Raw genomic sequence first — 19,590 nt, 5'->3', positions numbered from 1 at the left:
TTAGGTTTCTCACGCCATGCACCAACCGAACGAGCACGACATCTATTCGCTCATCGGGTTCACGCTGACGTATATCCAGTCGGTTGAACGCAACATCAAGTTCTGCACAACGTTCGTGCTGCAAGGCGATACCGAGCTAACGTGGGAAAGGCTTCAGCATATTGAGGGGCAAGAGAGGCAGAAGGCGCTCGGCTATTTCTTAGGGAAGGTCAAAGAGCGAGCACAGCTATTTCCTGCTTTTGAAGAACTGCTTAGCGAGTTCTTGCAGAAGCGGAATGATTTCGTTCACAACCAAAACAAGATTCCGGGCTGGAATCTCAGCACCGAAGATGGCGCCTTGGTTGCTCGCAAGTTCGTCGTGTCGCTTCTTCGTCAAGCCCACATGGTGAATGAGATATTTGCTACTCTCGTAACTAAATGGCAAGTCCAAGCCAAGATCGATGCGCCCACTACCCCCGACCTTCAAGCGTATCTGAAGGAAATCGAGAACCGATATGGTGCCTACATTGACACGTTCTTCTCAGCTCAAGAAACCTAACCCTGCGGTCAACACGGACCTTGCGCGAAAAGCCGCGCAAGGCCGGTTACCTTCACGTTAGCTGTTACAAATAAGGTCTCTCGGAAATGCGAAGCGACGTAGCAATAAACATGTCATGGTGGGAGCACTTAGCTCCAAAACCAATGATTTCTCGTCGTCGCGAGGTGGAAACTCTGCTAAATAATTTCATACAAACATCAAGCTACGGTGCGGAATGGATTAAAGTAGCTAGGAATCCTAATGGCATCTTTCGAGTGAAGCCGGGGCAGATGATTCCAGTTGTCCAATTAACCTTTCTTGGAAAATCCCCAGGCTTTGTTGCGCCTTTCCGGAAATTGGAGGCTGCTCATCGTACAGTTGGAGTTGCTACAGAGTACCAATCTGGAAAGAACCTCGAAGAAGAGGAGCGCGCGCTTCAGCCAATTATTTCTATCGACGTTGTGACTGATCCAGTGTTTATTCAAGCAGCGATGCAAGGCCAAACAACTATAGATGAAAGTCAGATAACACAGCCAAGTTTGCTCTTTTCTATACCCGCACACTTCTTGTTGTCGCCAAAACATTTTCCAAAAAGAGCATACGTGCTTTACCAACATATTTTTGGAAATGGAGGCTCGTATCCAAATGATGGATATTTTTATGTAGGCGTTACTACGCGTAGCTGGCAAAAGCGGTGGTCAGAGCATAAACGAGCGATCGACGGAGGCAGCCCCCTACTGTTCCATAGGAAGTTTCGTGAAGAGAAGGAAAAAGGACGAATTGCCTATGTTAATCACAAGGTGATGGGTATAACTGATGATCTTGAAAAATTGTACGCAACCGAAGAATTTTTAGTCGAAGGCCATTGGGAAGATAAACGCCGCCTTAACATGATCCCGGGTGGTAAATCTGGTTTGCGTTACCTACGAGAGAATGGCTTGTTATCACAATCTGTTGTCCCCATGCCAGATGAGCGGGACAGAATCGTTAGTGAGTGGCTAAAAGAGCATCCTAGGAAAGGCCTCCCTGCGCCTTGGGTAACAGAAAAGTGGCGAGATAATGATTGGGCCATTGCTCAAATTTGTGGCCGAGATGGCAGGTTATCGGCTGATCAAGTACGAGCGATACGCGAGCTTGGCAAGGAATATTCTGCCGAAGAAATATTTACGCGTATTGGCGCAAAAGACGTTGCTCAGGTTAAACGAGTTCTTGAAGGTAAAACATATTCACGGGTTGAATAGTATGAATTATTACCAAAGTAAAATATCAGCTAACAACGCCATCAACGCGGACAGTAAAAAGCGGAGCTCCTTCGCCGCACCGCTTTTTGCTGCCGGTTATGGCGAACGTAGACGAGCAATTTATGACATAAACCGGCCATTCAGAAATCACACCTCGAAGGTCGGAAATTGGCCGTTTTTTGCCTTACGTCTCTCAAATACACCTCCCATACTGGGGCGTTTGCTCAGATTGGCTGAGGGTTATGAGTAATCAGGAAAACGTTAGAGGTTAATGCCAAACTTTAACTCTTTAATGACTTACCTGCACCTTCGCAGTAAGTTAAATTCACTGATTGCGACAAGGGCAAAGTGGTCGGATGTTAACGTTAAGGTAACAAACCGGGCCACGGCCCAGCCCGGCCGTTTCGTCACCCAGCTGATGACAAGCTCCTAAGATTTCGACATACTGACTCCGAATCAAGCAATCCGCACCACCTAATCGAATCGCGATGAGTAAAACCCCCTATCAAAAGCCGTCCCAGCAAACGCAGGAAGAAGCCGGCAAAATCGCCAGGGCCCACCAGCGTCCGGCCCAAACCAAAGAGCAAACCAAGTTAATTGCCCAAGGCATTCAAGAAGGTATCGAGCACTACAAAAAGCAGCAAAAAGCCAAGGCGCGGGAACTGGACAAAAAACGCAAAAAGTTGGTGCGCGAAAAGCAGCAAACGATCGAGCCGGACGATCAGGAAATGGAGACAATCATTGTCTACCAGCAGCATTGGCTACCTTGGACATTATTAATTTTGACGTGGTTAGTGGGCGGCTTTTATCTCTATATGGGAAGCTAACCCGGGTAGACCACGCTCGAAATACTCGGGCGCCGTCTTCCCCGCGAATTCGGGCATCCAGAGCGATTAACGGACGTCGCCGGCACGGCGACGACGTTAAATTTAGGCCCCGATTCGATAGGAAGGCATTCCGCTCACGCAAGCAAAGTGGCGCGCTTACACCGATTTAGCCAAGCAGCGTAATCGTAAAGTGGCTTATTCAGCCATCAAGCCCGCGATTGGGGCTTTCGCGTTACATTGACTGATGGCCTCGGCAATTTGCGACGCCGAGAGTTTGTGTTTGACGGCCAACGCGCCGTGCCAATTGAATGCTTGGTATTCTTTTTGCGCAAATGTGGCAATCTGGCATTTTTTAGCGGGCGAGTTTGCAAACGGCATTTGGCTATCGGCCGTTAATGGCTCCATGCCTTCGGAGCTAGGCGCGTAAATTAAAAAATCGCCGTTCATCGCCAAGACCGCACGGTATTGCTGGGCGGTGGTGAAGTACAAATCTCCCACCTCAATTTCAGCTTCTTGTAGCCACAGATTTTTGTTTTTCTTGCTCTTTTTCATGAGTGTTTCATTTTGAAAGGTGTTGATCCGGCGATATTCAGGGATTGGGATTCGCGCGCAGTTTGGCCAGAATAAAATCGCTGTGCGCGACGCCGAGAAGGTCGGCGATCTTCCGCACCATATACTCCTCTTGCGGATCGATGTTGCCGTCGGCATAGGCGATCTGCCAGAGGAATTTAACAAACTTTATCTTCTCCTCAGGGCTTAGGCATCGGTTGATTGTTGATGTAAATTCGTAATAATCAACCGCCTGCCGACGCTTGTGTTCCGCATTGGTCATCAAGGTCTCAGCCTGTTCGGTGGAGAGCGAAAAACACTTCTTCACCAAGGACAGTATCTTGGCCCGTTCGACATCCTGACAGACATCGTCCATAGTCATCATTTCTGTCATTAAGGCAGTCAGCGCCTCCTGAAGCCTTGCTTCCACTACAACCTCGGGTGACGGTAAGGAGAGGTGTTTTTCAAAAAACAGTTTAATTTGTTCGAGCATGTCGGATTTCAGATATACGTTGCAGGCAATTCAATAACGCGTTAATCCATTCTAAGTTGTCATATTATACGGCGCATATTTTCCAAGATTGTCAATCCGCCAGGGATTGCCGGAATCCGAGCGCCATGAAGTGGTTAAGGCAGCAATAAGAAACCGGCAATAAAGTGAAGTCTCCCAATATTCGCCAGCCTGACTGCAATGAACACCAAAACCGCCAAAATCGACAATCAGAGAGCCAAGTTACCGAAAAAACTCTATATCGCAACCGATGGTTCGTTGAAGTCATGCGTTACCGGGCCACTGCTCGAGCTACCTATCGATTTTCAGGCGTGGCCGCAAATGGACACCAGCAACATCGTTTTGTTTGTCAGCAAAGCCGCTTAGCAGGCTGGTGAAAAACTCACGAATATTTCCCCTTACCCACGGTAACCTTGATTCTTTTGCGCTGAAATTGACCGTGAAGTCGATTTTCAGCGGTTATGCCCCCTGTTTGGAGAGCTTTTTATTCGCCTGAAGCCGTCTTTGAACGGTTTTCAGGCGTACTCCACGCCGGTTTCGGCGTGAACACCAAAATGAGTTTGCCGCGCCTCCGATAACCGGCAACGCGGACGCTAAGCTTGGGCGACGGCATGCGCCGATATTTCAAACGTCGCTTAACAGCGGCCGGCTTAATGTTTGGTACCACCAATTGGCCGCTTCACCTTTATTTGCAGTGCGCATTGCCAGCCACACCGGTTCCGACGGACGCGCTTCCTCAACCTGCAATTCCATCAGCGATCCGATTTCCAGGTCGTGGGCAACTAATCGTCGCGGTAAAAAGCCAAAGCCCAATCCGGCCCGTTGAAATTGGATTTTGGTGTCTATATTCGGCACCGTAATGCGTTTCTGCCCGGACAATAAACCTACTGTTTTTGCCGGCAGCGACCGGGCGCTATCGGCGACGGCGATAACGGTATGTCTATGCAGCATGTCGGTTTTAATTGGCTGATTTGCTGCGGCCAACGGGTGGACGGGCGCGACGCAAAATGCAAAATCCACGGTATCGATCTGCCTGACTTGATAGCCGCTCCAATTCGGACAATCGCCGACGGCTATGATGATATCCGCCCGTTCCTCACGTAATGCCTCCCATACCCCGCTCATCACTTCCGTGGTGAAGCGAATGCGGGTTCCGCATTCCAGGGTATTAAACTCATGCAAATCGTTAATAAACACCCTGCTAGGTATCAGCGAATCAAACACCACGGTCAGCTCGGCTTCATATCCGGAAGCGATTTTATATAACCGAGATTCGAGGTCGCCAAAGGCGTGCAATAACAAACGCCCTTCGTTTAACAAGGCATTTCCTGCCGGAGTTAGCGAAAGCTTGGGGCCATTGCGTTCGAATAACTTCAGATTCAATTGTTCTTCCAATTTGCCCACGGCATAGGAAATGGTGGAGGGCACACGATGCAGCAGGTCCGCCGCGCCCGACATCGATCCGGTGCGGTCGATCGCATCGATAATTTGAATAGCTTCCAGTGATAACTTCATTAGAACTCCAAAACCACTTTCGAAAAAATCGAATATTAAAAGCAAAATAACTCGTTTTAAATACTAAAAACTCAGGAGTATTCTAATTTCACTCGCTTAAAACCCCAATATTCCATACAAAAGCTGAGTGAATGTTAATTCGAAATTTTTGAAAGGAGCTTGATCATGTTGGAAATTCGTCCCGCCCACCGCCGAGGTAGTGCTCAGTTCGACTGGCTATTCTCAAGACACACTTTTTCCTTCGGCAATTACTACGATCCGCAGCAAAGCGGATTTTCGGATTTGTTAGTGATCAACGAAGATATTGTGCAGCCGGGTAAAGGCTTTGGCACGCATCCGCATCGGGACATGGAAATTTTTACCTATGTCATCGACGGTGCGCTGGCGCACAAAGATTCGATGGACAACGGCTCGGTGATCGAAACCGGCGACGTTCAGTTAATGACTGCCGGAACCGGCGTGACTCATAGCGAGTTCAATCATTCGCAGAGCGAGTTGGTGCATTTTCTGCAAATTTGGCTGGTGCCGAGTAGCAAAGGCGTCGAGCCGCGCTATCAGCAAAGTCATTTTAGCCCCGCGCAAAAACAAGGCCGGCTGGCGCTGATTATTTCGCCGGACGGTGCAGAAGGATCATTGTCGGTTTACCAGGATGTGCGGGTTTACGCCGGCTGTTTCGATGTCGGCGAACAGGCGCAGTTAACGCTCGCGGATAATCGTTATGCTTACGTGCATCTGGTAAGCGGCACCTTGACAGTGAACGGTACGGTGCTGCACGCTGGCGATGGCGCCCGCATCCGCGGCGAGCGCCTAATCGACATACAACAGGGCCACAATGCCGAAGTGTTGGTGTTTGATTTACGCCCGCATGAGAAACCCAGCCGGTAGTGCGCCATGAACGAAATCAGCCAAACGCCGCCCAACAACGAACAAGTTTTTTTCGCCATCCGCCATCGGCTGAAAAAAGGTACGCGCAACCTTCAGCAGTACGAGCGCTGGTTAAGCAAAATAATGCCGATTGCGGCGAGCTTTCCGGGGCATTTGGGGGTACAAGTCGTCCGGCCGCCGGACGGCCACAACGAGTATCTGATCGTGGTGCGCTTTGCCGGTATCCAGGCCTTGGAATTCTGGCAGCAGTCTGCGGAACGCCAGCAGTTGCTTCAGGAAATTACCGGGATTCTGGACAGCGAAGAAGCGATCGACATCAAAACCGGCATCGATTACTGGTTTACCCCGCCGGCGGTGGGTAAGCATCCGCGGCGTTGGAAGCAATGGCTGGTGACGACGTCGGTGATCTGGCCGCTGACGATGTATGTGCCGCCGGCGATGGAACCCCTGTTTGTAAAGTATCCGCAGCTAGGGGAGTTCGGCATTCGCCAGGGTGTATTGGCTTTGGTTATCGTCGGTTTGGTGGTGTATTTGATCATGCCGCTCTATGTCCGGCTAATCGCGAAATGGTTTTTTAAAAGTTAGCGTCCGGATTATGCCTTGGGCGCAAGTCAACGGCAGCGGATTGTGACAATCGCTTTCGCAATCCTGGCAAAGCCTATTAAAACCACCTTTATTAACGGGACAGACTGAATTATGGGACACACTACTTCCAGCAAAATACTGAACTGGCAGATTGAAGGATGCCATTTTTCTCGCTTCGATATAACGCCCGAGCAGTCGATTTCACTGGAAAAAATCTTTCACGATGAAATTGCCATTATCGGTTTTTCCGGTGCGGTTTGGAAAAGCCGGCAAAATGGTCAGAACTATCTTGAAACGCCAAATTGTTTAGTGATGCGCGATGCGGGGCAAATATTCTCCCTGAAATCGGCTTTTATAAATAAGGACGGTGCAATTTGTCGCGAAATTAAAATCAGTCCTAGGCAACTGATCGATTTTTGCGAAAAACACGAGTTAAGCAAGTTTGTATTGGATTTCAAAAATCCGATTATTGATAACCTGTATTTACGAAATTACTTTGCCGATACGCATAGAGTTTTAGAAACCAGCCAATGCGCTCTGGAACAATCGACTTGTCTGGCTTTGTTTGTGAATCGGTTTTTGCAGCAAGTGACAGGTAATCATTACCGTTGCCCGCCACTATTAAAGCCTTCGAAAGTGAAAGTATCCGTTGAATATTTGCGGACTTTTTATAATCGAAATATTTCGCTGAACGAACTTTCGGAAATCACTAAATCGAATCCGTTTGTGCTGTTAAGAAATTTTAAAAAATGCTTGGGAATTACGCCACACGAATATCTGCAAGCGTATCGAATTATCCAAGCCAAAAAGTTTATTGTTACCGGATTCGCATTAACCGATGTGGCGATATTGTGCGGTTTTGCCGATCAAAGCCATCTAAACCGCGTGTTTAAAAGAAAAGTTGGAGTAACACCGGGCCAATTTCGAAACGTTTAATCGAGATTGTTTACCTGCCGAATTACTGTCATTTGTACGGTAAAACTGTCATAGGTTTTGTAGCGATTTTCCTACGGACACCGCCATTTTTCACTTTGTATTTTGTTTACAGGAGAGATATTAAACCATTTTATTTATACGTTAATTTTTAAGAAAAAAGTCAATATTGTTCAATACCCAAGTCTTAGAACTTGGTCAAATGCAAGTCCGTGAATTCTGACCTAAGCAATCTAGTTTAAAGGAGCAATCAATGAGCGCAGCCACCGAAAAACTTATTACCCCCGATAATTGTGCGTTTATATTTATCGATCATCAACCACAAATGGCTTTTGGCGTCACCAATATCGACCGCCAATTACTCAAGAACAACGCTGTCGCGATGGCCAAAACGGCCAAGTTGTTCAATATTCCTACCGTTCTCACCGCCGTCGAAACCGAATCATTCAGCGGCTATATTTGGCCCGAGTTGATGGATGTGTTGCAGCAGGACCCGATCGAACGTTCCAGCATGAATAGCTGGGAAGACGAGGCCTTCGTCGCCGCCGTTAAAAAGACCGGACGGAAAAAATTGGTGATGGCCGCGTTATGGACGGAAGCTTGTCTGATCTTCCCAACCATCTGCGCGCTGGCGGAAGGCTTCGAAGTCATCATGAATACCGATGCCTCGGGCGGTACTTCGCTAGAAGCGCACAACGCCGCCATCAGGCGCGCCGAACAACATGGGGCGGAGTCAATCACCTCGCTACAGGTACTCTTGGAACTGCAACGCGATTGGAGTCGTAAAGAAACCTATGTCGGCACAACGGATATTGCCCGCGAACATTTTGGCGCGTACGGCATGGGTATCGACTACGCGGCTAGCCTGGTGCACGACTATGGGCAACGCGCCAAATATCCGCACAAAGTTAATCAATAAACGGCGGCGGATTGAATGCGTTTCCCTGATAAATTCAGTTGATGAGGTGCGTGGCATATGAATCCTTCTAGCCCGGAGACCATTTTATTTAATGGCAAAATCACGACATTGGATCCTGCTCAGCCGGAGGTCAGCGCGATCGCCATCGCCGCCGGCAAAGTGCTTGCGTTAGGCTCGGATGCACAGATCCAGGTGATGGCGACCACCGATACCGTCGCCATTGATTTGCACGGTAAACGGGTCCTGCCGGGCTTGAACGACTCGCACCTGCATTTGATTCGCGGCGGCTTGAATTACAACATGGAACTGCGCTGGGAAGGTGTCGGTAGCATCGCCGATGCCTTGGCCATGCTGCAGCTGCAAGCAGCCAGAACGCCGGCACCGCAATGGGTGCGGGTGGTTGGCGGCTGGAGCGAGTTTCAATTTAAAGAAAGGCGGATGCCGACCCTGGCGGAAATCAACGCCGTTTCGCCGGATACGCCGGTGTTTATCCTGCATCTCTATGATCGGGCGTTATTGAACGGCGCCGCGCTGCGTGCCGCCGGCATCGGTAAAGACACCCCCGATCCGCCGGGCGGCAAAATTCAGCGCGACGCCAACGACAATCCCACCGGGATGTTGATTGCCGAACCCAATGCGATGATTTTGTATTCGACCTTGGCCAAGGGTCCGAAATTACCGCTGGAGGATCAAATCAACTCCACCCGGCATTTCATGCGCGAGTTGAATCGCTTGGGTGTGACCAGTTGCATCGATGCCGGCGGCGGTTTTCAAAATTACCCGGACGACTATCAGGTGATCGAACAACTGCATGCTGACGGACAGATGACCGTGCGCATCGCCTACAACTTGTTTACCCAAAATAAGGGCGGTGAGCTGGCGGATTTTCAGAAATGGGCCGGTGTTGTCAAACCCTACAGCGGCGACAGTTACTTTCGCCAGAATGGCGCGGGCGAGATGCTGGTGTTTTCCGCCGCCGATTTCGAGGATTTTCTGCAACCCCGCCCGGACATGGCGGCCAGCATGGAAAAAGAGCTGGGCGACGTGGTTCGGTTTTTGGTGGAGAATCGCTGGCCGTTCCGGCTGCATGCTACTTACGAAGAAACCATCGACCGGGCGCTGGACGTATTCGAGGCGATTGATCGCGACACCCGTTTCGACGATTTGCGTTGGTTTTTCGACCATGCCGAAACTGTCAGCGATAAAAATTTGGCGCGCATCAAGAAATTGGGCGGCGGCATTGCGGTACAGCACCGCATGGCCTTTCAAGGCGAATATTTTGTAGACCGCTACGGTAAAAAGGCAGCCGAGCATACACCGCCGCTGCGAAAAATGTTGGAAATGGGCATCCCGGTGGGTGGCGGCACCGATGCCACGCGGGTTGCCAGCTTTAATCCCTGGGTCTCTTTGTATTGGCTAGTGACAGGCAGAACGGTCGGCGGGTTGCCGCTCTACGGCGAAAGCAATTGCCTGGAACGCGAGGAGGCCTTGCGTCTGTGGACTAGCGGTAGCGCCTATAAATCGAACGAAGAGACCGTAAAAGGTGCGTTGTCGCCTGGCATGTATGCCGACCTGATCGTGACATCGCACGATTTCATGACCGTCGCCGACGAGACCATCAAGGCCATTAGCTCGCTGCTGACCATGGTGGGCGGGCGGATTGTTTACGCGGCGGATGATTTTAGCCGGTTCGATACGCCGTTGCCGCCAGCCAGTCCCGATTGGTCGCCGGTGCGCTACTTTGGCGGCCATCAAACGCCGCAAACGCATTATGCGTTACTGGCCGCTTCATGCGCAGCGCACACCTGTGCGATTCACGGCCATCGCCCAGGCCACGATGGCAAGCTGTCGCGCTGGTTGGGGCTGGATAATGCTGGAAAACAAGCGCAGTTTGACAATCCGTGGGCACTGGGCTGCGGCTGTTTTGCCTACTGATAGCGGCTAGCCTTCATGCGATAACGCAAAAGAGGACATTGCCAATGAAATCCGGACTCATGCCATTGGCCTTTTCGCTGATTAGCACCGCAGGGATCGCGCAAGCGTCCGAGCCGGGTTTTAACAGCAACCGCTGGCAGGAAAATTACCAATACCTTGCCCAGCAAACTCGGCGGAGCAGCTATAAATCGCTCAAATACCTGCCGTTGACCGGCGACCGCGAGGACGTGTATTTATCCTTGGGCGGAAATTTTCGGGAACGTTTCAATAGCTACGACAACGATTTGTTCGGACTGAAAACACGCGCCGACGGCCAGCAATTTTTGCATCGCTTTTTGCTGCACGCCGATCTGCATGTCACCGAACACTTGAGGGCCTTTGTGCAATTGGCCAGCTATCTGTCTAATAACCTAGGTCTGCAGCAAGGGCCTTTGGATAACGATAGCGCTGATTTGCAGCAGGGTTTTATCGACTTGCATTTTCAAGCCTTGACCGCTCGAGTGGGGAGGCAAGAGTTTGCGCTGGGTTCGTCCCGTTTGATCAGCGTACGTGAAGGCCAAAATGTGCGGCGGGCATTCGATGGCGTGCGACTCTCGCTAAAGAACGACTATCTGGACCTGGATGCGTTCGGTTTTGAAGAAGTGGCGATAAAACCGGCGACTTTCGACGACCAGGGAAATACTCAAGAAAAACTCTGGGGGCTGAACAGCAAATGGTCGTTCAAGCCGACCGATGCCGAAATCTATTACATTGGCCTGCAACGCAAAGAAGCCCATTATCAAAATACGGTTGCCGACGAATCCCGCCATTCGTTCGGCAGCCGCGTGTTCGGCAAGCGGTTTGGCTGGGACTGGAATTTTGAAGGTATTTATCAACTCGGCAGTTTTGGACCGTTGACTATCAATGCCTGGACCGCGGCATCCAACACCGGGTATACCTTTGCCACTCCAAGCTGGCGACCGCGTTTGGGTTTAAGCGCTAATATTGCCAGTGGCGACAGGAATGCAAAAGACCGGCAGTTGAATACGTTTAATCCCTTATATCCCAATCTGTCGTATTTTGAGGAAGCGGCGATACTGGCGCCGCAGAATTTTTTTAATGTGATGCCGAATCTCTCCTTGCAGCCTCTGCCCAGCGTCCGGCTATCTGTCGATTGGAATTTTTACTGGCGCTTGTCAAACAACGATGCGGTTTATACGCGTGGACTTAATCCGTTGGAACAGACGCTAGGCGCCAATGGTCGATTTGTCACCCAAGCCCTTTCTAGCAATATAGAGTGGGAAATCGATAAGCATTTTTCGCTTGGTCTGAGTTACAGCCATTTTTTTGCGGAACAGGTGATTACCGAAGCGGGAGGACGGGATACCGACTACGTCCGTACCCAATTCAATGCAGTATTCTAAAAACAGGTTCCGTTGCAGTTGATTGATGCAATTGCCGGTGAGTTTGCCCCATAATCGGGGCAATTTCTCCGGCTTTTACGACTAAGTTAATTTATGGCTATCGATTCATCCGCCTTGCTGTCCCAACCTTTCCTATTCTTTGAAACGCCAATATTTACGCTGGGTACGCAATCGGTCAATGTCATTTGGTTGGCTAAATTCGCGCTGTGTTTAGGGCTGATGCTGTTGGTGGTCCGCTGGATACGCCATATTCTAAATACCCGCTTGTTGGTCGGCCTGGTTGTCAACGAAGGCGATCGCAAACTGATCGCCAATCTCGCCAGCTTTACGCTGTTGGCGGTTGGTATCGTAGTGACCATGCAAGTCATGGGCATCAAATTCGAGACACTGGCGTTCATTTTCGGCGGCCTGGGAGTCGCGGTCGGCTTTGGCTTGCAAGACATCACCAAGAACATTGCCAGCGGCATTACCCTGATGAGCGAACGCAAACTAAAAGTGGGCGATCTTATTTATTTTGCCGGTGGCGAAGGACGCATCCGGGATATTTTTCTGCGCTCGACCGTGATTACGTCGTTCCAAGGTTCGGAACTGATCATTCCCAATGTTCAGCTCACCAACAATATAGTGGAAAAATGGGGGTATCAAGCCAAGCGTGGGCGGGTTGAAATTCCGCTTGTGGTCGAACAGCACAGCAATCTGGTATTGGTGACCGAGTTGTTATTGAAAGCCGCCGGCCAGGAACCTAATGTCCTAAGCGATCCGGCACCCAAAGCCTTGCTTCAGGGGTTTGGCGATATCGGGTTGAATTTCGAACTTTGGGTTTGGACCGATCATATCGATCAACGTAGTCTGATCAGAAGCGCGTTAAACTTTCGGATTGAGTACTTGTTTCGACTGCATGCTATTAAAATTCCCTATCATCCGACGAATAACCGGAACCTTTACCCGGCCACGGATGCGGCCACCAACCCGATCAACGGTTCGCCGGAAGCGGCGAGCATGCCGTCCATACACAATGCCCTCATTGAGCTACCTTATTTTCAGTATTTCGATGAACTGGAAATACGCGAACTGATAGAACAGGGCTCGCCGCGTTATTTCAATCCTGGCGACATTTTGGTTAAACAGGACGAATACTTTCCATTTTTCTGCGTCATGCTCAAAGGCGAGGTCGATGCGATATTCGAGAACGAGAAAGTCAGTCAACGCTTGTTTAGCCTGCAACATCGCGATTTTTTCGGCGAACTGCCCTTGCTTTTGAAGATTCCCTATCCGACATCGATGCGCGCCGTCGGCGAAGTTGTTTTGTTTACAATACCTGAGGATTGCTTTGCGGACCTGTTAAGCCGTTATCCGCGAATCAAGGCCGCGGTTAGCGAAGAAATGCTGAAGCGGCAGGAATACATTCAACTCTGTCAATCGTCGTTGAAAAAGATGGGTTTGCTCCCCGAAGAATTCGACAAGAATCCGGTCACATGGCTAAAAAGCCGGCTCATGAAGCTGTGGGGGAATTGATCTTCTCCATTTTTGCAGACAAGCCGTAATCTCGGTTGTTGCTGGGGCTCGGATCATGCAATATGCCTAACCCCCGCGCCGGATAGAAGAAGCGTTTTTTCAAGTCCGGGCCGATGAGGTTTTCGCCGAGCGCTTCGCGCGTAAAAATGAAGGCGATGCCGCGATTGCCTAATTGCTCCGCCACGTAGCCGAAAGTGTGCAAAGGATCGGAATCGCCCATGGTATGCGCGTCTCCTGGGGACAAAATGCACGCCAATTCGACCCGCACCCCATACCGAAATCACGGCATCGGTCACTTCCAGTAGTCAGCGGGGGCAATTTTCTATTGGGTCACCATAGGCATCGTTTCTTTTATTGGTGTTGTCCGGTAAAAACGGGTCTAACAGATAGCCATTGGCGCCGTGAGTTTCCACGCCGTCAAAACCGGCACGTTTGGCGTTTTCCGCTCCCTTGCGGTAAGTCTCGACGATACCTGGAATTTGCCATTGAGATAATCCGAATGCGAAACCCGGCCTAGATGCCAAAGCTGTAGAAAAATTCGGCCGCCGGCGGCGTGAACGGCTCGGGTGACCTTGGTCCAGCCGTCGATTTGTTCTTCCGACCAAATGCCGGGTGTGTCGGGATAGCCCAAGCCTTGCGCGGAGACGCTGGTGGCCTCGCTTATCATCAGTCCGGTTTTCACTAATTATGTCACCCGACACTTGGCAATAATCTTAGCGCCAATCGTCAATGGTTTAAGGAAAACCGCACTGACCCGGGTATCGTTAAAAATAAGACGCCTCTATAATCCGCTCTGGTATCCATCGCCCAACCAGCGCCAGCAGCCCTTCACTGCCTTGATTCATCGCGGATGTCCAGCATCAGGTGGGCAAGACGATTGCCGGCTTCAATCAAAGGATGGATCACAAAATTGGCGCCCGATTTTAATAATTGCTGCTCTTCCACACCGTGATAACAAATACTGCTGATTTGCCCAGTGAAACCGCGTTTTCTAAGCTGAGCCACCGCGGTCAAGCGCACATCGAATGCCGGTACCGTCAGGATGATGCCTTTAACTTTATGCAGGGGTAAACCGCTCCATAATTCGGTGTCCTCGGCGTCGCCGTAGACCACCCGCCGGCCGGCGGCAAGATGATATTCCAATACCGTGGGATCGGAATCCAAGCCAACTACGCGCTGATCCTGTTTGCACAAGGTCTTGTAGACAACACCGCCAGTCCGGCCCATACCGATCACCAGCCATCCGGCAGCACCGAACGAGTCGGGCAAGCGGTCGGGATGCTCGGATTTTCGTTCCAAACGTACCAATACCGGCTCCATCCAAGAGAATAACCGATGAGAATAACGATTCAACGGCGCGGCAATCGCCAGTGAGCCGGCCACCGCCAAACTGATAATGGCATTCCATTCAGCCGGCAACAGTTGGGCTTTTACAACGGCGCCGGTGGTAATCAGCGCAAACTCGCTATAAGTCATCAAAGCCAAGGACGATACGAAGGCGGTGCGCGCCCTGAGTCCGGCCACCACAAATAAACCAAAGAACAGCGCACCTTGCAGCGGCAACAAAACCAGTAATTGCAAGGCGTCTATGATCTGCTCGCGGTTCGGTAAGTCGCTGACGCCAATCTGCAAGAAAAACGCGACCAAAAACAGCTCTTTCAAGCCCCACAGCCTATCGCTTAACTCCTTGATCATGGGATGATTCGCCAACATGATGCCGGTCAACAAGGCACCGATGTCGGCGGCAATGCCTACGCTTTCCGCCGCCACGCCGCCGGCCAAGGCCAACGTCACGCCCAGCAACAGCTTCAGTTCAGACGAACGGCTGACCGACAGTACGCGATGCGCAATGGGCCGCAACAGCGGTAATAACAATAAAGCCAGCGCCCAAGGCGTCGGCTGTTTGCCTTCGGCGAGCGCCAGCAGCCCTATCGCCACGATGTCTTGCAAGATCAGGATACTCATCACATCCCGGCCGTGCAGCGACGACAACTCGCCGTTATCTTCCAGCACCTTAAGAGCCAACACGGTGCTGGAAAACGCCAAACTGATACCCAGCACCAAGCCGCCGGTCATATGCTCGTCCAGCCAAAAAAATACCAAAGCGGAAGTCATCGCCATTAACAACAAATGCGAGCCGCCGACGCTAAGCACCTCTCGGCGAATCAGCGAACTGGGCTTGAGCTTCAAGCCGACAGAAAACAACAGTAATTCGATACCGATATCGGCCAGATGATGAAGATCGGGCAACACCGCGATGCCCAAGGCATGCAACACATAACCGGCTACCAAGTAACCGACCAGCGGCGGAAAAGTCAGGCGGCTGGCTACCAAACCAGCCATATATGCCGTGCTAATCCAGATTAATTCCATCATATCCATCAACCAAAATAATAACGCCGTTTAAACTATTGGGATCGTAACCTGTTTTAAAAGCTTTCCGGTCATTTTTTCCGGCTGCGGCGGTTAAACGATGCCCTTTGAGTATATTTCCCTAGCCGAATAGCTTAAACCAGCGCAGCGCTCTAAATTGAGATGCCGGATTGCCGGGGCTATAAAATAGCCGGTAAATGCAACTTGCAGCCACAAACCAGCTATAGGAGCATCGGCTTGCGCCAAATAGTGGATAGCCTTGGTTAAATCATTCCCAGCAATGAACGGTAAAAACATGGAATCAGCAGCAATCTACCGACAACAAGGGCATCTGATCGTCAAAGCGCTTTTCAGCCCCTCGGAAGTCGATGCCTTGAGCAAAATCGTCGATCGAATTCATGGGCAATGGCTAAACGAAAACCGTAGCAGTTATATCGAACAACGGCTGGTCAACATGCATTCGCTGACCCATCCGCGTTATTTCGAACAACACCCCGCCGAAAGGCTGCGCTTCTTTCAACTCCTTAGTGCCAAACAGCTGACGACACTGTTAGTCGATCTGTTTGGCCAAGACCTTTATTTTCACAATACCCAGCTTTTCTTCAATCCTTACCAAAACAGTCGCCTACCCTATTGGCACCGGGATATGCAATACAGCCCGATTGACGATGCCGATTTGCAAGCCGAGCAGCCCAATATGCTGGCTTTGCATATTCGGATACCGCTGTTGCCGGAAACCGGCATCGAACTGATACCCGGCTCCCACCAACGCTGGGATACCGAACTGGAAAGAAATGTCAGACTGGAACTTAATGGCCACACAAACAGCGAGTCACTGCCAAACTCAGTGCTAATCGGCCTGGAACCCGGCGATATTTTGATTTTTGACGCGCAAATGTTGCACCGTGGTAATTACCAGCTAAATCCTTGCAGAAAAGCCCTGGATCTTTGCGTCGGCAGGCCGCATCGACTTACCTTGCCATACCTTGATGGCGACAATCTGCCGACTTCTGCCGAACTGGAAGCAATCGAGAACCGGCAATGGTACAAACTGGCCCGCACTATGCTGATAGAGCCCCGACAAAAACAGGCAGATTGACTCCGATATGAACCTGGCAGCAAACAATTACGATTTTTTTGCCCGAGTGGGTTTGATATTCCAAGAACTGGGCATTCCAGACGACTTGCCCACAACCAGAAACTTGGTCATCTGGCCGGAACCAACCACCTTGATCACAGCCGAGGTATCGGCCAACGGCCGGGTATTTCAGTTGACGCCCCAGGCAAGCGAAGTCTGGCGGGCGCTGAAAACCGCAGCAGCCAACGATGGTGTCGCGCTACAAATGGTATCGGCATTCCGCAGTGTGGAGTATCAAGCGACCATCATACGCCGCAAACTTGAACGAGGACTGACCTTGCAGCAGATTCTCACCGTCAACGCCCCGCCCGGTTACAGCGAGCATCACAGCGGTTGCGCAATCGACATCGGCAGCCCGGATTGTCCCGATCTCGGCGAAGCATTTGAAAACACCGAAGCCTACCGCTGGTTGTCAAGCAATGCAGAACGGTTCGACTTGTATTTGTCTTTTCCAAGGAATAACGAATACGGCTACGTGTACGAGCCCTGGCATTGGCGTTATCACGGTGATGACAAGGCCTAAAAAGGATCTGCCGGGGAACGACCTATAAATTATACTGCTTGCATTGCAAATTTCGGCGCCGCCAATAGACCGATGAAACATCCAGAATTTCCACTAATCGACGACTTGATCTACCTCAATCACGCAGCAGTGGCCCCCTGGCCGAAACGCACCAGCGCGGCGGTGATTCAATTTGCCGAACAAAACAGCCGGTTCGGCTCGCACTACTATTTGGACTGGTTGAAAAAGGAAAACGGAATCCGCCGCCAATTGCAGGCCCTACTCAATGCGCCCTCAGCCAACGATATTGCGTTGGTGAAAAACACCTCGGAAGCCTTGTCCTTCGTAGCCTTTGGCTTACCCTGGCAGGCCGGCGACAACATCGTCTCCAGCAACGAGGAATTTCCCTCCAACCGCCTGCCCTGGCAAGCTCTGGCCGAGCGCGGCGTGGCATTTCGAGAAGCCGATTTGCATAGCGCCCAAACGCCGGAAGACGCCTTGTTTGCGCTGGTGGACGGTAATACCCGTTTGCTGACCATCAGCTCCATCCAGTTCGCCTCCGGCTTACGTATGGATTTGGAACGTATCGGCGAGTTTTGCCGGCAACGTGGCATCTTGTTTTGTATCGACGCGATTCAAAGCTTGGGCGCGGTGCAATTTGATGTGCAGGCCTATCACGCCGACTTCGTGATGGCCGACGGCCATAAGTGGCTGTTCGGTCCGGAAGGCCTGGGGGTGTTTTATACCCACCCGGCGGCCCGCGACCGGCTCAAGCTCAGCCAATACGGCTGGCATATGATGAAAGACACGCATAACTACGAAAACCTGCCCTGGGAGATCCACCCCGGCGCCCGCCGTTTCGAATGCGGCAGTCCGAATATGTTGGGGATTCACGCCTTGTCCGCCAGCTTATCTTTATTGTTGGAAACTGGCATGCCGACCGTCGAGGCCCTGGTTCTGGAACGTAGTGACTACCTGCGCGAGGCCATTAGCGCCAACGCCGAGCTGATTTTGCTGTCCGAGCGGCACAGCCGTTTGCAGTCCGGCATCGTCAACTTCAAACACCGGCACATAGACAACGACGTGCTCTATAAACATTTGCAAAAAAATGGCGTAGTTTGCGCCTTACGGGGCGGCGGGATTCGCTTTTCAGCGCATTTTTATAATACGCTGGCGGAATTGGACCGGGCGCTGGCGCTGGCCACAGCCGTTTCCGAATAGGCATTTGCAGCAACGATCTTATTGATAGCCTTTGGGAATAAGACGGGCCGAAAGTCACAGCCCATCGCGTTGCAGAGACTTCCGCAGCATCGGTGCGCGCTACCAGCCACCGCGAGAGCATCCTAAAACGTTCCTGCCGTATATTAAAATCCCTGGAACGCTTATTGCCATATGGCGAGCGCACCTTAGCAAATCGGGAAGGCAAGGCCAGCAGGTTCTGCTGTGCAGCTAAAAGAATCGGCAGTACCGCCAGAGGCGCCGAGAATACCTTCCGGATAGTTTTATACACCAACGGCTTCGGTGACTGCCCGGTCGCGGCCATTGGACCGGTAGTCGGCGTTATTTGATGGGCTAATATTCAGGCGTATAACCGCACAAAGCTATGGCGATACAAACGGCTTTTAGGCGCAAGGCTTTTTCAATTTAGCGGTGTAAGGCCGGGCCAATGGGCGTAGCCGTATTGCCCGCACGTTGGCTATCAAACATTCTACAAAACCGGTGGTCGGTAAATTGGGTACAGGAGTGAAAGGCATATGCAAAATCATGTGGTTACACTCATCATCTTGGTGATTGCTTTGGCGTTTTATTTTGCTGGATACTCCGGTATCGGCAATATCGCGTTCATTGTGGGTGGTCTATTCGAATTGTGGTTTTGGATTCGCTTGCGCAGTGAAAAAACGCCGAAATCTGCGGAGCCGCCCGACAAGTACTGAGCCCTCCATTATCGTTGTATCCCACTTGATAATTATTGCGCCCGTTGCTCATATCGGGCGGCAAGTCATGGGAATATCTAAAAATCAAAAAATCTCCTTCTCCCTACCCCTTTGTGCAGTGTCTACAAAAAATCGGTTTCGTTAGACTGAAGCCTTTATGAAGTCCTCACGTCAATTAATTAGGAGAGACGAGCGGATTTACATGAGTCAATTGCGGCAAAAGCTGGAAAGCGATCCGACTCAGCCCAAATACCTGCTGACCGAGTCGGGCGTGGGGTATCGATTTAAAGTGGGCTGAGCCTGATGAT

Annotated in this window: 21 protein-coding genes and 2 pseudogenes; 16 read left to right on the top strand and 7 right to left on the bottom strand. The window is 51.0% G+C overall.

Annotated features, from left to right (window positions below):
• Positions 1-16 precede the first annotated feature (16 nt).
• The 3 genes from G006_RS0123370 to G006_RS0123360 all read left to right on the top strand — a co-directional run bounded on the left by G006_RS0123370 (position 17) and on the right by G006_RS0123360 (position 2,585).
• On the top strand, positions 17-538 hold the full coding sequence (locus tag G006_RS0123370) for a hypothetical protein (RefSeq protein ID WP_020485654.1): 522 nt from the start codon (positions 17-19) through the stop codon (positions 536-538).
• A 110-nt stretch (positions 539-648) separates the two neighbouring features.
• Positions 649-1,758 (top strand): hypothetical protein, encoded by a 1,110-nt coding sequence (locus G006_RS0123365; RefSeq protein ID WP_020485653.1) that lies wholly within the window; start codon positions 649-651, stop codon positions 1,756-1,758.
• A gap of 488 nt (positions 1,759-2,246) precedes the next feature.
• The gene (locus G006_RS0123360) at positions 2,247-2,585 is read left to right on the top strand and encodes a DUF2956 domain-containing protein (RefSeq protein ID WP_020485652.1); all 339 of its coding nucleotides are present in this window, start codon (positions 2,247-2,249) and stop codon (positions 2,583-2,585) included.
• Positions 2,586-2,780: 195 nt separating this feature from the next.
• Here the strand turns inward: G006_RS0123360 and G006_RS0123355 are convergent, their stop codons facing one another.
• Together G006_RS0123355 and G006_RS0123350 are read right to left on the bottom strand one after the other, a co-directional pair.
• Positions 2,781-3,137 carry a hypothetical protein gene (locus tag G006_RS0123355; RefSeq protein WP_020485651.1) on the bottom strand — a complete coding sequence of 119 codons (357 nt, stop codon included), beginning with the start codon at positions 3,135-3,137 and terminating at the stop codon, positions 2,781-2,783.
• A 37-nt stretch (positions 3,138-3,174) separates the two neighbouring features.
• Complete coding sequence (locus G006_RS0123350) at positions 3,175-3,627, bottom strand: TerB family tellurite resistance protein (protein WP_020485650.1); 453 nt, start codon at positions 3,625-3,627, stop codon at positions 3,175-3,177.
• 198 nt (positions 3,628-3,825) lie between these two features.
• Between G006_RS0123350 and G006_RS26350 the strand changes: the two genes are divergently transcribed.
• Positions 3,826-4,011, top strand: a complete 186-nt coding sequence (locus G006_RS26350) for a hypothetical protein (protein WP_020485649.1) — start codon at positions 3,826-3,828, stop codon at positions 4,009-4,011.
• 258 nt (positions 4,012-4,269) lie between these two features.
• Here G006_RS26350 and G006_RS0123340 read toward each other — a convergent pair whose 3' ends face one another.
• Positions 4,270-5,160, bottom strand: coding sequence for a LysR family transcriptional regulator (locus tag G006_RS0123340; RefSeq protein ID WP_020485648.1), 891 nt, complete (start codon positions 5,158-5,160; stop codon positions 4,270-4,272).
• A gap of 165 nt (positions 5,161-5,325) precedes the next feature.
• On the opposite strand from G006_RS0123340, the gene G006_RS0123335 reads away from it, so the two are divergent.
• The 7 genes from G006_RS0123335 (at position 5,326) to G006_RS26345 (ending at position 13,335) form a co-directional block, all read left to right on the top strand.
• Positions 5,326-6,045, top strand: coding sequence for a pirin family protein (locus tag G006_RS0123335; protein WP_020485647.1), 720 nt, complete (start codon positions 5,326-5,328; stop codon positions 6,043-6,045).
• A gap of 6 nt (positions 6,046-6,051) precedes the next feature.
• A complete protein-coding gene (locus G006_RS0123330) occupies positions 6,052-6,630 on the top strand; it encodes an antibiotic biosynthesis monooxygenase (protein WP_020485646.1) in 579 nt (192 codons plus the stop codon).
• Between the two features lie 111 nt (positions 6,631-6,741).
• Positions 6,742-7,566: a helix-turn-helix transcriptional regulator gene (locus tag G006_RS0123325; RefSeq protein WP_020485645.1), complete on the top strand. Its 825-nt coding sequence runs from the start codon at positions 6,742-6,744 to the stop codon at positions 7,564-7,566.
• A 250-nt stretch (positions 7,567-7,816) separates the two neighbouring features.
• Positions 7,817-8,482, top strand: a complete 666-nt coding sequence (locus tag G006_RS0123320; protein WP_020485644.1) for a hydrolase — start codon at positions 7,817-7,819, stop codon at positions 8,480-8,482.
• Positions 8,483-8,539: 57 nt separating this feature from the next.
• Positions 8,540-10,417 (top strand): amidohydrolase, encoded by a 1,878-nt coding sequence (locus G006_RS0123315; protein WP_020485643.1) that lies wholly within the window; start codon positions 8,540-8,542, stop codon positions 10,415-10,417.
• A 44-nt stretch (positions 10,418-10,461) separates the two neighbouring features.
• Positions 10,462-11,820 (top strand): alginate export family protein, encoded by a 1,359-nt coding sequence (locus G006_RS0123310; RefSeq protein ID WP_081607999.1) that lies wholly within the window; start codon positions 10,462-10,464, stop codon positions 11,818-11,820.
• Positions 11,821-11,913: 93 nt separating this feature from the next.
• Positions 11,914-13,335 carry a mechanosensitive ion channel domain-containing protein gene (locus G006_RS26345; RefSeq protein WP_020485641.1) on the top strand — a complete coding sequence of 474 codons (1,422 nt, stop codon included), beginning with the start codon at positions 11,914-11,916 and terminating at the stop codon, positions 13,333-13,335.
• Here G006_RS26345 and G006_RS29280 read toward each other — a convergent pair.
• The 4 genes and pseudogenes from G006_RS29280 to G006_RS0123285 all read right to left on the bottom strand — a co-directional run bounded on the left by G006_RS29280 (position 13,313) and on the right by G006_RS0123285 (position 16,005).
• On the bottom strand, positions 13,313-13,555 hold the full coding sequence (locus tag G006_RS29280) for a hypothetical protein (RefSeq protein WP_020485640.1): 243 nt from the start codon (positions 13,553-13,555) through the stop codon (positions 13,313-13,315). The two genes, G006_RS26345 and G006_RS29280, sit on opposite strands and share 23 nt — an antisense overlap.
• An 85-nt stretch (positions 13,556-13,640) precedes the next feature.
• Positions 13,641-14,002, bottom strand: a pseudogene (locus G006_RS29275) (oxidoreductase).
• A 161-nt stretch (positions 14,003-14,163) separates the two neighbouring features.
• Positions 14,164-15,711, bottom strand: coding sequence for a cation:proton antiporter family protein (locus G006_RS0123290; RefSeq protein WP_033194443.1), 1,548 nt, complete (start codon positions 15,709-15,711; stop codon positions 14,164-14,166).
• Between the two features lie 90 nt (positions 15,712-15,801).
• Positions 15,802-16,005 carry a hypothetical protein gene (locus tag G006_RS0123285; protein ID WP_020485638.1) on the bottom strand — a complete coding sequence of 68 codons (204 nt, stop codon included), beginning with the start codon at positions 16,003-16,005 and terminating at the stop codon, positions 15,802-15,804.
• On the opposite strand from G006_RS0123285, the gene G006_RS0123280 reads away from it, so the two are divergent.
• The 5 genes and pseudogenes from G006_RS0123280 to G006_RS28070 form a co-directional block, all read left to right on the top strand.
• Positions 16,004-16,807, top strand: coding sequence for a phytanoyl-CoA dioxygenase family protein (locus G006_RS0123280; RefSeq protein ID WP_033194442.1), 804 nt, complete (start codon positions 16,004-16,006; stop codon positions 16,805-16,807). The genes G006_RS0123285 and G006_RS0123280 overlap by 2 nt on opposite strands.
• Before the next feature lie 7 nt (positions 16,808-16,814).
• Positions 16,815-17,369, top strand: coding sequence for a M15 family metallopeptidase (locus G006_RS0123275; protein ID WP_020485636.1), 555 nt, complete (start codon positions 16,815-16,817; stop codon positions 17,367-17,369).
• 72 nt (positions 17,370-17,441) lie between these two features.
• The gene (locus G006_RS0123270; RefSeq protein ID WP_020485635.1) at positions 17,442-18,569 is read left to right on the top strand and encodes an aminotransferase class V-fold PLP-dependent enzyme; all 1,128 of its coding nucleotides are present in this window, start codon (positions 17,442-17,444) and stop codon (positions 18,567-18,569) included.
• Between the two features lie 533 nt (positions 18,570-19,102).
• A complete protein-coding gene (locus tag G006_RS0123260) occupies positions 19,103-19,282 on the top strand; it encodes a hypothetical protein (RefSeq protein WP_020485633.1) in 180 nt (59 codons plus the stop codon).
• 193 nt (positions 19,283-19,475) lie between these two features.
• Positions 19,476-19,580 (top strand): annotated as a pseudogene (locus tag G006_RS28070) (winged helix-turn-helix domain-containing protein); the annotation flags it as partial.
• Positions 19,581-19,590: the final 10 nt, after the last annotated feature.

The sequence above is a fragment of the Methylomonas sp. MK1 genome (genome assembly GCF_000365425.1).
In the GTDB taxonomy this organism is placed as follows: domain Bacteria; phylum Pseudomonadota; class Gammaproteobacteria; order Methylococcales; family Methylomonadaceae; genus Methylomonas.
This window is presented reverse-complemented; position numbering and strand designations above follow the sequence as displayed.

What these genes read in the sequence shown, in the direction of transcription:
- G006_RS0123370 (WP_020485654.1), top strand. Translation starts at nt 17, where the DNA reads ATGCACCAACCGAACGAGCACGACATCTATTCGCTCATCGGGTTCACG.
- G006_RS0123365 (WP_020485653.1), top strand. Translation starts at nt 649, where the DNA reads ATGTCATGGTGGGAGCACTTAGCTCCAAAACCAATGATTTCTCGTCGT.
- G006_RS0123360 (WP_020485652.1), top strand. Translation starts at nt 2,247, where the DNA reads ATGAGTAAAACCCCCTATCAAAAGCCGTCCCAGCAAACGCAGGAAGAA.
- G006_RS0123355 (WP_020485651.1), bottom strand. Translation starts at nt 3,137, where the DNA reads ATGAAAAAGAGCAAGAAAAACAAAAATCTGTGGCTACAAGAAGCTGAA.
- G006_RS0123350 (WP_020485650.1), bottom strand. Translation starts at nt 3,627, where the DNA reads ATGCTCGAACAAATTAAACTGTTTTTTGAAAAACACCTCTCCTTACCG.
- G006_RS26350 (WP_020485649.1), top strand. Translation starts at nt 3,826, where the DNA reads ATGAACACCAAAACCGCCAAAATCGACAATCAGAGAGCCAAGTTACCG.
- G006_RS0123340 (WP_020485648.1), bottom strand. Translation starts at nt 5,160, where the DNA reads ATGAAGTTATCACTGGAAGCTATTCAAATTATCGATGCGATCGACCGC.
- G006_RS0123335 (WP_020485647.1), top strand. Translation starts at nt 5,326, where the DNA reads ATGTTGGAAATTCGTCCCGCCCACCGCCGAGGTAGTGCTCAGTTCGAC.
- G006_RS0123330 (WP_020485646.1), top strand. Translation starts at nt 6,052, where the DNA reads ATGAACGAAATCAGCCAAACGCCGCCCAACAACGAACAAGTTTTTTTC.
- G006_RS0123325 (WP_020485645.1), top strand. Translation starts at nt 6,742, where the DNA reads ATGGGACACACTACTTCCAGCAAAATACTGAACTGGCAGATTGAAGGA.
- G006_RS0123320 (WP_020485644.1), top strand. Translation starts at nt 7,817, where the DNA reads ATGAGCGCAGCCACCGAAAAACTTATTACCCCCGATAATTGTGCGTTT.
- G006_RS0123315 (WP_020485643.1), top strand. Translation starts at nt 8,540, where the DNA reads ATGAATCCTTCTAGCCCGGAGACCATTTTATTTAATGGCAAAATCACG.
- G006_RS0123310 (WP_081607999.1), top strand. Translation starts at nt 10,462, where the DNA reads ATGAAATCCGGACTCATGCCATTGGCCTTTTCGCTGATTAGCACCGCA.
- G006_RS26345 (WP_020485641.1), top strand. Translation starts at nt 11,914, where the DNA reads ATGGCTATCGATTCATCCGCCTTGCTGTCCCAACCTTTCCTATTCTTT.
- G006_RS29280 (WP_020485640.1), bottom strand. Translation starts at nt 13,555, where the DNA reads ATGGGCGATTCCGATCCTTTGCACACTTTCGGCTACGTGGCGGAGCAA.
- G006_RS0123290 (WP_033194443.1), bottom strand. Translation starts at nt 15,711, where the DNA reads ATGATGGAATTAATCTGGATTAGCACGGCATATATGGCTGGTTTGGTA.
- G006_RS0123280 (WP_033194442.1), top strand. Translation starts at nt 16,004, where the DNA reads ATGGAATCAGCAGCAATCTACCGACAACAAGGGCATCTGATCGTCAAA.
- G006_RS0123285 (WP_020485638.1), bottom strand. Translation starts at nt 16,005, where the DNA reads ATGTTTTTACCGTTCATTGCTGGGAATGATTTAACCAAGGCTATCCAC.
- G006_RS0123275 (WP_020485636.1), top strand. Translation starts at nt 16,815, where the DNA reads ATGAACCTGGCAGCAAACAATTACGATTTTTTTGCCCGAGTGGGTTTG.
- G006_RS0123270 (WP_020485635.1), top strand. Translation starts at nt 17,442, where the DNA reads ATGAAACATCCAGAATTTCCACTAATCGACGACTTGATCTACCTCAAT.
- G006_RS0123260 (WP_020485633.1), top strand. Translation starts at nt 19,103, where the DNA reads ATGCAAAATCATGTGGTTACACTCATCATCTTGGTGATTGCTTTGGCG.